The organism is Mycobacterium sp. E1715, assembly GCF_001667625.1.
Lineage (GTDB): Bacteria > Actinomycetota > Actinomycetes > Mycobacteriales > Mycobacteriaceae > Mycobacterium.
The window spans coordinates 1-13,821 of sequence record NZ_LZJJ01000145.1 but is presented as its reverse complement, the minus strand read 5'-3'; the positions used below and the strand labels follow the sequence as shown (position 1 = coordinate 13,821).

Sequence of the window (13,821 nt, the reverse complement as noted above, 5' to 3'; positions counted from 1 at the left end):
CGTGCTCACCTTTCGTTCAAGAAGTGATGACGCCGATTTCGGCGCCGATGTCGTAGGTGTTCCCGACCTGCCCCGTCCACCGCACGGTGCCCGACGCTCCCGCTTCGATTTCCTGTTCCACCTTTTCCGTGGCGATCACGTAGATCGGTGTGCCCGCCTCCACGTGCTGGCCGGCGTCGACGAGCAGGCCGGTCAGCTCGGCTTCCGAAACGGCCACCGAGACCCGCGGAATGCGAATGATGAAGTCAGCCATGCGCCCCCGCGCCCGTCTTTTCGAGGGTCCGCTGCGCGGCAGCGACGATCCGCTCGGGCGACGGGTACACCTGCGCCTCGAGCGCCGCCGCGGCCGGGTTGGGGACGAACCGGGCGGCCACCCGTTCGACGGGCGCGGCGAGTTCGGAGAACAACTCCGAGTGCAGGATCGCGGCGATTTCCGCTCCGGGACCGGCGAACTGGACGGCGTCGTGGACGATGACGGCCCGGCGGGTGCGGCGAGCCGAGTCGATGATGGTCTCGACGTCGAGTGGCACCAGGGTGCGCAGGTCGACGACCTCGGCGCTGACGCCCTGATCGTGCAGCATCGCCGCGGCGGCCAGCGCGTCGTGCACGCAGCGTCCGTAGCCGATCAGGCTCACGTCGGTGCCCGGCCGCTTGATGTCGGCCTGGCCCAACGGGATTGAAAACCCGGGCTCGACCGGGACGGGGCCCTTCTTGCCCTGGAGCCGGATCGTCTCGACGAACAGGCAGGGATCCGGGTCGAAGATCGCCGCCGTCAGGAGGCCCTTCCCGTCCCGCGGAGTGGAGGGCACGATCACCTTCATGCCGGGGATGTGCATGAACCATGCCTCCAGGCTTTGCGAGTGCGTCGCGCCGGTGGCCAGCCCGGCGTACACCTGGGTGCGGATGGTGAGCGGCGCCGTCGTGCGTCCGGCGGTCATGAAGCGCAACTTCGCCGCGTTGTTGATCAGCTGATCGGCGGCGATGCCGATGAAATCCATGATCATGATCTCGGCCACCGGCAGCAGGCCGTCGATGGCGGCGCCGATCGCCGCGCCGACGATCGCCGCCTCCGAGATCGGGGTGTCCAGCACCCGCTCGTGGCCGTACTTCGTCGACAGCCCCGCGGTCGGACCGGACGCGCCGGGATCGGCGATGTCCTCACCGAGCAGGAAGACCCTGTCGTCGGCCGCCAGGGCCTGATCCAGCGCGAGGTTCAGCGCCTCGCGCATGGTCAGCTCTTGTTCTTGCGCGCTCATACCGGATACCCGATCGGGGTCGCGTACACGTCGGAGTCCAGCTCGTCGATCGACGGGCCGTCGGCGCCCATCACGGTGTGCAGCGCCGCTTCCACTGTCGCCGTTGCCTCATCGTCGATGCGGTCGAGCTCCTCGGAATTGCAGACGCCGGCCTCGACGAGGTGGTTGCGGAACCGGGGGACCGGGTCGGCTTGGATCGCGGCGGCCAACTGCTCCTTGGGGATGTAGGGCATCCGGTCGCCGAAGTAATGGCCGCGGAACCGGAACGTCACGCACTCGATGAAGGTGGGGCCTTCGCCGGAGCGGGCACGCTGCAGTGCGTCGTCGAGCGCGGCTTTGACTGCCAGCGGGTCGTTGCCGTCGACGCGCACCCCGGGCATGCCGTAGCCCGCCGCCCGGTCGGCGACGTGTGCGAGCTTCATGGTGTCGACGGTCGGCGTCATTTCGGCGTACAGGTTGTTCTGGCAGACGAAGACCACCGGTAGGTCCCACAGCGCGGCCATGTTCGCCGCCTCGTGGAAGGACCCGGTGTTGGTGGCGCCGTCGCCGAAGCTGACCACCGTGACGCGATCGGAGCCCTTGCGTTTGGCGGCCATCGCCAGCCCCACCGCCACCGGGGGGCCGGCCCCGACGATGCCGGTCGAAAGCATTACGCCCTTATCGGGTTTGGCGATGTGCATGGTGCCACCCTTGCCGCGGCCCGCGCCGACGACGCGGCCCATCATCTCGCCGTAGATCTCTTCCAGTGGGACGCCCTTGCCGATGAGGTCGTGCAGACCGCGGTAGGTGGTCACCAGTTGGTCGTCGGGGCGCAATGCGACACCCATCGCGGCGGCGATGGCCTCCTGGCCGCGTGAGGGCCAATACACGCACATGAACTCGCCGGTGCCAATGCCTTTGGACAGCCGATCGTCGGCGGCCTTCATCAGCACCATCAGCTCGTACAGGCGGCGCTCGACACCGGCGGCCCCGTCGCTCATGCGGTCACGCACCGGACCACGGCTTGACCTTCAGGAAGCCGCCCCCGTCGACGCGGAGTTGCTGCCCGGTGATGTACCGCGCCGCGTCGGAGGCGAGGAACAACACCGCCTCGCTGATGTCCTCGGGCTCGACGTAGGGGATCGGCATCGCCTGCACGAGCGGGAAAACCGGTTCGGCGTCCTCGCGGGCGGGATCCTTCAGGTCCGGCCGGAAGGCGCGATACATCGGCGGGCTGTGCAGCATGTCGGTGTTCACGTTGGTGGGGTGCACCGCATTCATCCGGATGGAGAACCGGGCGAGCGCCAAGGCGAAGTCGTTGACATAATGCGCCGCAGCCAATTTCGCGAAGGCATAGCCGGCCCCGCCGGGGCCACCGTCGATGCCCGTGGTGTTCATCGACGACATGAACGCGGCGTTGGACCCGATCACGATGATCGAGGCGCCGGCTTGCAGGTGCTTGAGGCTCGCGTGCACCAGATTCAGCACGCCGACCAGGTCCACGTCCACGGCGTCGGCGAAGGCCTGCGGCGGCAGGCCCGCGGTCAGGGGGCAGATGCCCGCGTTGGCGACGACGACGTCGAGATGGCCGAACTCGGCGACACCCTCGTCGATCGCCGCGGACAGGGCGGCGCGGTCGCGGACGTCGGCAACCGCGGTGAACGCGCGCTGCCCCTCCTTCTCGACCAACCGGGCGGTCTCGTCCAGGTCTTCGCGCCGGGCCAGGGGATATTCGTTGGTCTCGATGTCGGCGCACAGGTCCACCGCGATGATGTCCGCGCCCTCGGCGGCCAGCATCCGCGCATGCGAACGGCCTTGACCGCGCGCGGCGCCACTGATCACGGCCACCTTGCCCGCTACCCTGCCCATCGCCCGTCCTTCGTCCGTGTGGCTCTGCCGCGAACCACGTTGGTGCGCAACATTTTTGAGCGGTGCCGCGAGCGGCCGAGCGGAACCGGATCGGGCACCCGCGTGGCTGCTCTGGGAGACGGCGCGCGTTCACCGCGGGGTGGCGTCGGAATCGGGCCGACGGTCGGATCCATCGCATCTCTTCCACGAAAAACTGCGCTGACCTGCAGCGGGTCTACCGCTACGCCCTAGACTAGCTAGAATATCTAAAATAGCAAGGAATGGCGGTTCGACCGAGGGAGTTGGCGATGTCTGGCGTGCGCGGGGGTGTGCTCCAAGGGGTGCGGGTCGTCGAGTTGGCGTCGTGGACCTATGTGCCGTCGGCCGGTGCGGCCCTGTCGGACTGGGGTGCCGACGTGATCAAAGTCGAAGGCGTCGCCTCCGGCGATCCGGGACGCGCGCTGGTCGTCGGTGGGTTCACCCGGCAGGCGGCTCGCCCGGACGCCGACTTCATCCTCGAGTTGGGGAACCGCGGCAAGCGCAGCATCGCCGTCGACATCAAATCCGAGACGGGCCGGGAGCTGTTCGGCCGCCTGTTGGCGAGTGCCGATGTGTTCCTTACCAATTGGTTGCCCGGCGCACTCGAGCGGGCCCGGCTGACCGTCGACGACATCCGGTCGTTCAACCCGAGGATCATCATCGCGCGCGGCACCGGGCTGGGGGTGCGGGGCCCGGATCGCGATCGCGGAGGCTTCGACGCGGCCACCTACCTCGCGCGGGGCGGCGTCGCCTACACGCTCACGCCCTTCGGCACCGACACGCCCGCCGTGCAGGGTCCGGGGTTCGGCGACCTCCAGGGTGGCGCGACGCTCGCCGGCGGTGTCTGCGCCGCGCTGTTTCATCGCGAGCGCACCGGTGAGCCGACGATCGTCGACTCGTCGCTGCTGGCGCAGGCGATGTGGGCGATAGCGCCGTCCATCTCGGCGGCCGATTTCTTCGACATCGACGGGATCCCGGGCGCACCGCCCGGCTTGGCCATCAACCCGCTCGTCAACCGGTACAAGACCCGCGACGGCAGGTGGATCCAGTTGGTCTTCTTGCAACCGGACAAGTTCTGGTTGGGATTCTGCGAACGCATGGGCCTGGCGGAGCTGGCGACCGACGAGCGATTCGTCCCGTCGAGCAACCTGATAGCCAACGCCGCCGCGGCCACCGAGATCCTGACCAACGTCTTCGCCCGACACGACCTCGCGCACTGGCAGAAGGCGCTCGAGGACGAGCCCGGTGTGTGGGGCGCCCTGGCGACGCCGCGGGAGACCCTCAACGATCCGCAGGTCGAACCGAACGGATACGTGGTGACCAACGTCGACGACCACGGGGAGAAGTACCGGATCGTGGCGGCGCCCGTGCAGTTCGACGAAACGCCGCCGGCGCCGGCGCGCGCGCCCGAACACGGCCAGCACACCGAGGAGATCCTGCTCGAGCTCGACGTCGACTGGGACGACATCGCCAGGGCCAAGGACCTCGGGGCGATCCTGTGAGCCTCGCCGCTAGTCGACGAAAGGCGCTAACTGTGGGGACCAAAGTCATCGCCTGCCGATAACCCGGTGACCTGAGACGCCCGCAGTCGTACGTTCTGTGCAAAGGAGCACGGACATGACTGCATTCATGCGCGCGAGCGACGCGTTCACCTGGGCAATGGAAAGCGACCCACGGCTGCGATCGACCGTGGTCAGCGTCGTACTTCTGGACCGGTCGCCGGACTGGGACGAGGTGCGGAGACGATTCGACTTGATCAGCCGCAAACTGCCCATGTTCAGGCAGCGCGTGGTGCAGTCGCCCCCGCCGGCCCCGCCGCGCTGGGAGCACTACCGGGATTTCGACCTGGACTATCACCTGCGCCGAGCGAGCATTCCGGGACCAGGGACGCTCGACGACGTGCTCGAGATGGCGCGCGTGGCCGAGATGCAGGACTTCGACCGGGCTCGCGCGCTGTGGGAAACGACGTTCATCGACGGCCTGGCCAACGGGGGCGCGGCCCTGATCTGCAAGTTTCACCACGCGCTCACCGACGGGGTCGGGGGGGTGCAGATCGCGATGCACCTCTTCGACCTCTCCGAGGACCTGTCGCGCGTTGAACCCCTGCCGCCCGAGCCGGAGGCGGCGGAGTCGGGGCTGCTGGGTGGATATCGCGACGCCGCGCGCTACGACTCCGGCCTGCTGGGCACCGCCCTGACGGGCGCGGCGACCCGGGTCCCGCGGTTGATGTACGACGGCATTCGGCGGCCCGTCGACACCATCCGGTCCGCGGCGAACACCGCCGCTTCGGTCTACCGAACCGTCCGGCCGATAAACAGCCCCGGGTCGCCGTTGGCTACGGAACGGGGCCTGATCCGGCGGCTCGGGGTGCATCAGGTGGCGATGCGGCCGCTCCGGGAGGCCGCGCATCGTTGCGGTGGGGCGTTGAACGACGCATTCGTCGCGGGGGTGGCGGGTGGGCTGCGGCTCTACCACGAGAAGCACGGTGTCGCGGTCGGCGACTTGCACATCACGATGCCGATCAGCCTCCGGACCAAAGACGATGGCATGGGCGGGAACCGGATCACACTGATGCGCTTCGACGTGCCCGTCGGCGAGGCCGACCCGGCGAAGCGCATCCAAGCGATCCGGCAGCGCACCGCGGCGGTGCGCAACGAAAGATCCCTGCCATACACGCAATTGATCGCCGGGATGCTCAATCTGGCGCCCCGGTGGTACATCGGCTCGGTCCTGCGCCACGTGGACTTCGTGGCGAGCGATGTGCCCGGCGTACCCGTACCGGTCTTCCTCGGCGGTGCCCCGGTGCGAGCGCAATACGCGTTCGGCCCCACCATCGGCTCCGCAGTCAACGTCACCCTTCTCACGTATGTCGACACGTGCGGGCTCGGCCTGAACGTCGACACCACCGCAATTCCGGACTACGACGTCTTCCACGACGCCATCGTCGGCGGCTTCGACGAATTACTCGCGTTGGCAACCTAATTCGCGGTAGCCGGATTGCAACACAATCCGGAATTCCTCCGGAGTCGTTGGTTAGCAGCCGATCCCGAAACGGTCACGGCCCGATATCAATCCCGGCGGCGCTCTGGCACAACGCGATCAATCGACAAATCATGGCACAGGGCGCCTTTGAGGTTTGCGGCCGCGACGATGCGTAGCGCAGGAATTCCTCGTCCGCTATTCAGTGGCGGATTCGTGACGGCGCCGCAGGAGGTATCCACAATATGACGGCGAACTGGGTCCCTGCCCAGACTTCGTGTGGCCCGAATTCCGGTCGCATCCTCGACACCGCGCGGGGCATACTCATCGGCTTGCGCCGGTGCCCGTCCGAAGCCGCCCTGGACGAATTGCACAGCGCGGCCTTGCGGCACAAAGTGCCGGTATTCGCGATGGCGTGGGCCCTGGTGCATTTGGCCGGCGATGGCGAGAAGACACCGAGCTTCACCGACGCGCAATCCGCGGCTCGGCACGAATGGGGACGTTTGTTCTCCTCCGCCGCAGTGACCTGTTGAGCGGGGATCGAGACGCAGGGACGGCCGAGCTTTCGAGGGGTAACCCGGCCGTCCCCAACCACAACGACGCAAAGGCGCGCGCGGAGGGTGGCGCTTTTGGGCTTCGGTTGCAGTGGCCGGCACGCGGGCGGGGGGTGCGGCGGTCTCGGCGAAATCGCGCGGCCAATCGGCCCGCGCCCGAAATCGACTATGGGATCAACCTGGTCCGCTGACGTCAGCGTGCCCAGGCCGGTGATTCGGCCGCGGCGCGCAATGCGTCGACGATGCGCTGTTCTTTCTCGCCGAACCGCTCGGTGGGCGCAGGCACGGAGATGGCAACCACGTTGTCACCCACGGTGCGCCGCGCGATGGCGGCTGCCGAGATCCCCGGGGTGTGCTCGTCGCGATCGAAAGCGATTCCGGTGCGCCGGATTTCGGCGACCTCTCCGCGGAGCCGGTCGGCGGCCTCGGCACCCAATCGGGACATGACCGACTCGGCGTCGGCGTCGTCCAGCGCCGCGAGGGCGGCCTTGCCGTTCGCCGTCGACTCGAGGGGGAACCGGACGCCGACCGCGGAGACCGCGCGCAGGCGATGCGACGATTCCAACTGATCGACGAACCACATCCGCTGCCCCCGCAGCACCGACAGGTCGACCGTCTCGCCGTCGGTCGCGCGCGCCACCCGCTCGATCGTGGGGCGGAAGACCGCCGTGATGTGCGCCCCGTCGGAATTGCCGAATCCCAACAGGCGGTCGCCGAGGGCAATGCGGCCCTGCCCGTCGACGCTGGCCAAGCCCACCTCGACCAGACCGACCAGCAGCCGCCGCGCCGTCGACTTGGCCAGCCCGAGCCGCTCGCCGAGGTCGACCAGACGCAGCCGCCCCGGCTCGGCGGCGATCTCGTCCAGCGCGGCGGCCGCGCGGCGTAGCACCTGGATGCCTTCGTCGCGACCAGTTGGCGAATTTTCCCCCGTGGACGGCATTCCTCCACTATAGTGTTCCGCATCCCGGATCACAAAGATCCGAACTCCGAATCAAAGGGGATGGTCGATGAGCGGGCTGCCGGCCGGACGGCACTACTTTCGGGGTGATGACGGCTACGAGGCGGCCCGCCGGGGCACCGTGTGGCACCAGCGGGTGCCCGAGCGCCACCCCGAGGTGATCGTGCAGGCCATCGACGCCGACGACATCGTCGCCGGCATCCGGTACGCCACGACCCACGGGCTCAAGGTCAGCATCGTTTCGGGCGGACACAGCTTCGCGGCCAGCCACCTGCGCGATGGTTCCGTGCTGCTCGACGTCAGCCGGCTCGACCACGCCGTCATCGACGCCGAGAAGCGCCTCGCCCAAGTGGGTCCGGGCAAGGGCGGCAGCCTGCTGATGGCCGACCTCGAGGCGCAGGGGCTGTTCTTTCCCGGTGGCCACTGCAAGGGCGTCTGTCTGGGCGGCTACCTGCTGCAGGGCGGCTACGGCTGGAACAGCCGCGTCTACGGCCCGGCCTGCGAGAGCGTCATCGGCCTCGACGTCGTGACCGCCGAAGGCGAACAGATTCACTGCGACGCCAGCAACAACGCCGACCTCTACTGGGCCGCCCGCGGCGCCGGCCCCGGCTTCTTCGGCGTGGTCACCTCGTTCTACCTCAAGCTCTATCCGCGACCGGGCGCCTGCGGCACCAGCGTCTACGTCTACCCGTTTGAGCTGGCCGACGAGGTCTTCACATGGACCCGCGCGGTCAGTGCCGAAGTGGACCCCCGCGTCGAGCTGCAGGCCGTGGCCTCACGCGGTGAACCGAACATGGGCATCGACACCCCGGTCATCTCGCTGGCGTCGCCCGCCTTCGCGGACTCCGACGAGGAGGCGGAAAAGGCCCTGGCGCTGTTCGGCAGCTGCCCGGTCGCCGATCGGGCGCTCGTCAAGATTCCTTATATGCCAACCGATTTGCCGAGCTGGTATGACGTCGCGATGAGCCACTACCTGTCCGACCACCACTACGCCGTCGACAACATGTGGACGTCGGCACCGGCCGAGGACCTGCTGCCGGGCATCCGGACGATCCTGGACACGATGCCGCCGCATCCCGCGCACTTCCTCTGGCTGAACTGGGGCCCCTGCCCGCCCCGCCAGGACATGGCCTACAGCATCGAGGGCGACATCTACCTCGCGCTCTACGGTTCGTGGAAGGACCCGGCCGACGAGGCCAAGTACGCGGACTGGGCGCGGTCCAACATGGCCGCGATGTCAGAGTTCGCGATCGGCATTCAGCTCGCCGACGAGAACCTCGGCCAGCGGCCCGCGCGGTTCGCCAGTGACGCCGCCATGGCCAAGCTCGACCGCGTGCGCGCCGAGTACGACCCCGACGGCTTGTTCAACAGCTGGATGGGACGACTCTGATGGCCACCGACCTCTATCTGGGCTACCGCGGCGACGACGCGAACACCCCTTTCGGCAAGTTCTTCACGCCCGAAATGGCCCCGCTGCCACGCCACGTCGTGGAGGCGCTCGAACACGGGCCGCAAGGCGCCATGGCGCTGCCGTCGTTCGACGACGCCGCGCGGGTGGCCGACGACGGGTACCAGCAGACCGAGAACGGGTACGGGGCCCTCGACGACGGCGGCTACCAGGTGTCGGTGCGCACCGACATGCCGGGGGTCACCCCGGCGATGTGGTCGTGGTGGTTCGGCTGGCACGGCTGTGACACCCGCCGGTACAAGCTCTGGCATCCCCGGGCGCACCTGGCCGCCGCCTGGAAGGACGGCGACGACACGGGCCGCCGGGGCGCCCGGCGTTACATCGGCCGCTGGTCGCTGATCAGCGAATACATCGGCTCGACAATCCTCAACGGCGCAATCCAATTCGTCGAGCCGGCAAGCATGGGCTGCCCGCCCGACGACGATCGCGCGGTGGCGATCTGTGCCCGGCTCGGATCCAGCGAGGCCCCGGTGGACGTCGGCTGGTTCATCCACCACGTCCGGTCGACCCCCGGCGGCGCGGAGATGCGGTCACGGTTCTGGATGGGCGGACGGCACATCGCGGTGCGCAACGTCCCCGGCGTCGCGTCGCGGGCCGTGCGCCCCATCGCCTCGCGGGTGCTCGGCAACGCCGAGACCAGCGCGCGCAACCTGCTGGTGCACTGCGCCCAGGAGATGAATCATCTGGCGGCCTTCCTGCCGGAGCTCCACGCGGCCTTCGGCGACGAGTAGGCGCGCGGACGCCGCGCTAAGCGGGCGGGAGCTGACGCGGGCCTTCGGGGGCGCCCAACTCGGCCGGCCCGTCCCGCCTGGCGAGCTCCCGATCGTCGCTTCGCCGCGCCTTCCCGAGCGACCGCGCGTGCCGGTCCGGACCGCCCAGCCGTGAGTGCGGGGACGGGCCGGTTCGGTCTCGGGCCGAGTCGACGAAAGCTCTTGTAGGGAAGGGGGATTCGCTCGTCTCCGAAGGCCGCTCGGCACGTTCGCCAGGCTCGGAGCTTTCGGAGTCGACCGTGACTTTGTGGGTGCGTCGCATCGAGAAGGTGAACTCCTCGACCTCTTCGAAGACCTGGCGCGCGGTGCGCAGCGGTGCGGTCGTGGTGTCGATCACCCGCCCCACAAACGGGGGCACCAACGGGCGAATCCATCGCGCGGCGGCCTTGGTGGCGTCGGGAATCGACGGGATGAGCGACGTGCCGCGTTCTTCGTGCGCCACCACGTCGCGCTGGACGGGCGCCGGCAGATTCTCCACGTCGGCGATCTGCGCCGGCGCGGGAAGGCCGACAATCGCCCGGCTGGCGGCCTCGGCTTCCGCGGCGATCGGCAGATAGATGTCTTCGTCGGCCGGTTCGATGGGCCGTTGCGACGACGCCCGCACCGGGGGATCGATGGCGTCCGCGATTCGCCGGCGCTGCTGCTCCCGGTCGATCTCGGTCTGCGCCTCGATGGCGAGCCGGGCCTGAGTGAGTTGATGCTCGGCCCACAGGATTTCGGCCTCGCGGCGGACCTCTGCCCGCTTGATCGCGATCGCGGTGTCGGCCTCGAGTTCCGCGCGTTCACGATCCGCGCGTGCCGCCGCGCGCCGGTCGAGCGCGGTCTCGCCGCGCCACCGCCTCAGGATCAGGGGCAACACGTAGAGCAGCACGCAGAACGCGATGGTCAGCAGCCGCAAGGTCAGCGCCCCGGCGTCGGTGCGGGTGAGGTCGTTCATCGCGACCCAGCGAGCGCCCAGGCCGCGATCGGCGCCCGCGACCGCGCCGCGACGCGCCTCGTCGAGTGCTTGCTGCTCGCGGGAGATCCTGGCGTCCAGCTCCGGGGCCTGTCGATCCCGGACCGCGAGCGCATCGTCCAGTTCATGCTGTGCGTCCGCGAGAAGCTCGTTCGCCGTTCGTGTTTCGGGCCCGACACCGGGGACACCCGTGATGCGGGTTTGTGGGCAGGCGGGAGTGGGATGGTATTCGCAGCGGGCGATGACCAGGGCCCGATCCTGCTGCTGATGAGCGCCGTCGACGGCGCCGTCGAGCGCGGCCCGCGCATCCCTGGTTTGTTGCAGGGACGCCGACGCCTGCGCGACGGCCGGCGCCGAGCCGGCATTGCGCAGGGCACGTTCGTCGAGGCGATGGTCGATCGAGCCGGAAAGCAGGACGAGTGCGGCCAGTTCGCCGACGATGACCCCGAGCGCGGTCGCGACCGACGCGCGCCCCGCCGTGCCGACCCGGCCGCGCTGGGACCCGGACGTGGTGGCGCGGGCAACCGCGCCGACCAGCAACCCGAAGACCACCGTCAGCGGCAGTACGGAGGCGAGTGACCAGCGGCCGGTCTCGCCGACCGCCAGGGTCGCGACGAGCACGGCCAGCACCGCCCCGAACAACACCACCGCGCCGGCGCCGGTCTCGGCGGCGTGCGTGGAGCGCTCGCCGCGATCAGCGGGTTCGCGCCATTGCCCGCCGCCGAGCCACGTGAGCAGGCCGGCGGGCCACCACGCCGACCGCTTCTCGGTAACTTCCTGGGCGCACATCGAAAACACCTCCCAAGCCAACAAGCCTCCCAGGCGACCGCCCGTCGGATCGAATCGAAGCCCCCCGGGTGTGGCGTGCCTCACAATCCGACGGCTCGCCGGCCATCCCGGCGGGCGAGCCGTGGTGGTCGCGGATTTGCGCGACGCGTGCAGATCAGCGACGGTTCCGGCGGCCGGCGTGAGACGGTATGAGCCTATGGAGACTCACGATTTTGTCACCTACGAAGAGTTTGGTCGCAGATTCTTCGAGGTCGCTGTCACTCCCGAGCGTGTCGCCGCCGCGTTCGCCGACATCGCCGGCAACGAGTTCGCCATGGAGCCCATCGCGCAGGGCCCCGGCGGAATCGCCAAGGTCAGCGCCAACGTCAAGATCCACGAGCCCAAGGTCACCCGCCGCCTGGGTGACAGCATCACGTTCAGCATCCACATCCCGTTGTCGATCGACCTGCTGCTCGACCTCCGGCTCGACAAGCAGCGGTTCGTCGTCTCCGGAGACATCGCATTGCGGGCCACGGCGCGGGCCGCCGAGCCGCTGTTGCTGATCGTCGACGTCGCGAAGCCCCGGCCTTCCGACATCACCGTCAACGTGTCGTCGAAGTCCTTCCGCGGCGAGGTGCTGCGCATCCTCGCCGGCGTCGACGGCGAAATCCGCCGGTTCGTCGCCCAGTATGTCGCCGAGGAGATCGACTCGCCGCAGTCGCAGGCCGCGCAGATCATCGACGTGGCGCAACAACTGCAGGAGGCCTGGCCCTAGGGCCCCCGGCGCGACGCATAGCCCCGGTCGTCCGCGGGTACTCAGTGCGGGTTGCGCGCCGGGTCGCCTGTGCTGCCGTGCCGGCGCCGACCGCGATCATCGTCGGGGAGGAGCGGGGGAACTTGGCACGTGTAGATGTCTCGGTGTCGTCGGAGGTGGATCCGGAGGCCGCCTGGAAGCTGGCGTCCGACCTGAGTCGGTTCGACGAGTGGATGACGATTTTCGCCGGGTGGCGCGGACCCGTTCCCGACAAGATCGAGGAGGGCACCTGCGTCTCGTCGTGCGTGAAGGTCAAGGGCTTTCGCAACGTCATCCACTGGACGGTGACCCGCTACGACGAGCCGAAAGCGATTGAGCTGCAAGGTCGCGGTCGCGGTGGGATTCGGCTCGGGGTGGCCATGACGGTCACGAGCAAGGATCCCGGAACCGACTTTCATCTCACGGCGGATCTGCGGGGCGGATTGCTCGGCGGGCCGATCGGCGGGTTGGTGGCCCGGGTGCTTCGATCGGATGTAGAGAAGTCCGTGAAGAACCTGGCCGCTCTGCAATAGGGGCTACCGCGCCGCGTGGCCGATCGGCCAATCCCGTTCCGCCTGGCGAATCCGCCTGCGGTCCATGCCAAGCCAGTCCAGCCCGGCACCGAACGCGAGCAGGGCGACGATCGCCGCGGCGACGCCCGCGCCGGCGTGGCCGAGGGCGAAGGTCGCCACGCACACCACGAATGCCAGGGCGGCGGCCACGATGACGACGAGCCCGGGCGTGCGTTCAGCCTGGCGTGCCGAGTCCCGGCGGCTGGTCCGAGCGTGAGCGGGGCTGTGCGTCATGGGGGGCGTCTCCTCTGGTCAATTCCTTTGGGCCGCTTAGTTGTGCTACCCGGAATGCCGTCGGGACAAACGACCGACGCGTCGACGCCGACTACAGCGTCTGATGCCGTCCGAAGTACTTGTGGTCCTCGCTGTAGCCGCCGTAACCGCTGCCGATGTCGCGGTAGTCGGCGACGAACTCGATCCCCTTGATCCACTTCACGAGCTTGAAGCCGTGCTGCAATTCGTTGCGCAGCCGCAGCGGCCTGCCGTGCATGTAGGGGAGAGGTTGGTCGTTCATCTTGTAGGCCAGCATGGTCATGTGGTGGTCCATCTGGCCGATGTGATGGGCGTTGTAGTAGATGCCGCCCGTCGCGCCCAGGCCCATCGAATAGAACACCGCCCAGTTGGCTTCCGGCAGCGGCTTGACGATGTCCATGATCGTCTTCACCTGCACGCCACCCCATTTGGCGACGCCCGACCAGGCCTGGATGCAGAAGTGCTGGCTGATCTGCTCGTGGTAGGGCAGTGCCATCAGGTCCTCGAGCGAGAACTCCATCGGGTGCTCGACGAGACCGTAGACCTTCAGCCGCCAGTCCTTGAAGTCGTTTGCCTCCAGCTCTTTGTACTCGACGGTCTCCGGCAGGCGCCCGTTGCGCCAATGATGCG

The 13,821-nt window shown here is 68.6% G+C and carries 15 protein-coding genes; 7 read left to right on the top strand and 8 right to left on the bottom strand.

Annotation, left to right across the window (positions count from 1 at the left end; translation table 11 throughout):
- Positions 1 to 16: 16 nt before the first annotated feature.
- From A9X03_RS08145 to A9X03_RS08130, 4 genes are read right to left on the bottom strand one after another with little or no spacing between them, the layout of a single operon-like run.
- Positions 17 to 253, bottom strand: coding sequence for a lipoyl domain-containing protein (locus A9X03_RS08145; RefSeq protein ID WP_067750255.1), 237 nt, complete (start codon positions 251 to 253; stop codon positions 17 to 19).
- The gene (locus tag A9X03_RS08140; RefSeq protein WP_067750257.1) at positions 246 to 1,256 is read right to left on the bottom strand and encodes an alpha-ketoacid dehydrogenase subunit beta; all 1,011 of its coding nucleotides are present in this window, start codon (positions 1,254 to 1,256) and stop codon (positions 246 to 248) included. The genes A9X03_RS08145 and A9X03_RS08140 overlap by 8 nt, the downstream gene beginning before the upstream one ends.
- Positions 1,253 to 2,236, bottom strand: coding sequence for a thiamine pyrophosphate-dependent dehydrogenase E1 component subunit alpha (locus A9X03_RS08135; RefSeq protein ID WP_067750333.1), 984 nt, complete (start codon positions 2,234 to 2,236; stop codon positions 1,253 to 1,255). The genes A9X03_RS08140 and A9X03_RS08135 overlap by 4 nt, the downstream gene beginning before the upstream one ends.
- A 4-nt stretch (positions 2,237 to 2,240) precedes the next feature.
- Positions 2,241 to 3,104, bottom strand: coding sequence for a mycofactocin-coupled SDR family oxidoreductase (locus tag A9X03_RS08130; protein ID WP_067750259.1), 864 nt, complete (start codon positions 3,102 to 3,104; stop codon positions 2,241 to 2,243).
- Between the two features lie 287 nt (positions 3,105 to 3,391).
- Here A9X03_RS08130 and A9X03_RS08125 point away from each other — a divergent pair, with 287 nt between their 5' ends.
- From A9X03_RS08125 to A9X03_RS08115, 3 genes are all read left to right on the top strand, one after another.
- Entirely contained in the window at positions 3,392 to 4,624 is a 1,233-nt protein-coding gene (locus A9X03_RS08125) for a CaiB/BaiF CoA-transferase family protein (protein WP_067778635.1), read from the top strand.
- A 115-nt stretch (positions 4,625 to 4,739) separates the two neighbouring features.
- Positions 4,740 to 6,104 (top strand): wax ester/triacylglycerol synthase domain-containing protein, encoded by a 1,365-nt coding sequence (locus A9X03_RS08120; RefSeq protein ID WP_067750261.1) that lies wholly within the window; start codon positions 4,740 to 4,742, stop codon positions 6,102 to 6,104.
- 242 nt (positions 6,105 to 6,346) lie between these two features.
- Positions 6,347 to 6,634, top strand: a complete 288-nt coding sequence (locus A9X03_RS08115; protein ID WP_067750263.1) for an ANTAR domain-containing protein — start codon at positions 6,347 to 6,349, stop codon at positions 6,632 to 6,634.
- A 214-nt stretch (positions 6,635 to 6,848) separates the two neighbouring features.
- Here the strand turns inward: A9X03_RS08115 and A9X03_RS08110 are convergent, their stop codons facing one another.
- A complete protein-coding gene (locus A9X03_RS08110) occupies positions 6,849 to 7,595 on the bottom strand; it encodes an IclR family transcriptional regulator (protein WP_067750265.1) in 747 nt (248 codons plus the stop codon).
- Positions 7,596 to 7,662: 67 nt separating this feature from the next.
- Here A9X03_RS08110 and A9X03_RS08105 point away from each other — a divergent pair, with 67 nt between their 5' ends.
- Both A9X03_RS08105 and A9X03_RS08100 read left to right on the top strand, forming a co-directional pair.
- Positions 7,663 to 9,003 carry an FAD-binding oxidoreductase gene (locus A9X03_RS08105; RefSeq protein ID WP_067750267.1) on the top strand — a complete coding sequence of 447 codons (1,341 nt, stop codon included), beginning with the start codon at positions 7,663 to 7,665 and terminating at the stop codon, positions 9,001 to 9,003.
- Positions 9,003 to 9,812, top strand: coding sequence for a DAPG hydrolase family protein (locus tag A9X03_RS08100; protein ID WP_067750273.1), 810 nt, complete (start codon positions 9,003 to 9,005; stop codon positions 9,810 to 9,812). Before A9X03_RS08105 ends, A9X03_RS08100 begins: the two co-directional genes overlap by 1 nt.
- A 16-nt stretch (positions 9,813 to 9,828) precedes the next feature.
- Here the strand turns inward: A9X03_RS08100 and A9X03_RS08095 are convergent, their stop codons facing one another.
- Positions 9,829 to 11,595: a DUF4407 domain-containing protein gene (locus A9X03_RS08095; RefSeq protein WP_067750338.1), complete on the bottom strand. Its 1,767-nt coding sequence runs from the start codon at positions 11,593 to 11,595 to the stop codon at positions 9,829 to 9,831.
- A 196-nt stretch (positions 11,596 to 11,791) separates the two neighbouring features.
- Between A9X03_RS08095 and A9X03_RS08090 the strand changes: the two genes are divergently transcribed.
- Together A9X03_RS08090 and A9X03_RS08085 are read left to right on the top strand one after the other, a co-directional pair.
- A complete protein-coding gene (locus A9X03_RS08090; protein WP_067750285.1) occupies positions 11,792 to 12,349 on the top strand; it encodes a hypothetical protein in 558 nt (185 codons plus the stop codon).
- A 122-nt stretch (positions 12,350 to 12,471) separates the two neighbouring features.
- Entirely contained in the window at positions 12,472 to 12,900 is a 429-nt protein-coding gene (locus A9X03_RS08085) for an SRPBCC family protein (protein WP_082950363.1), read from the top strand.
- 3 nt (positions 12,901 to 12,903) lie between these two features.
- Here A9X03_RS08085 and A9X03_RS08080 read toward each other — a convergent pair whose 3' ends face one another.
- On the bottom strand, positions 12,904 to 13,173 hold the full coding sequence (locus A9X03_RS08080) for a hypothetical protein (protein ID WP_067750289.1): 270 nt from the start codon (positions 13,171 to 13,173) through the stop codon (positions 12,904 to 12,906).
- A gap of 91 nt (positions 13,174 to 13,264) precedes the next feature.
- Positions 13,265 to 13,821, bottom strand: a 557-nt coding sequence (locus A9X03_RS08075; protein WP_156669966.1) for a molybdopterin-binding protein, incomplete at its 5' end; no start/stop codon positions are given.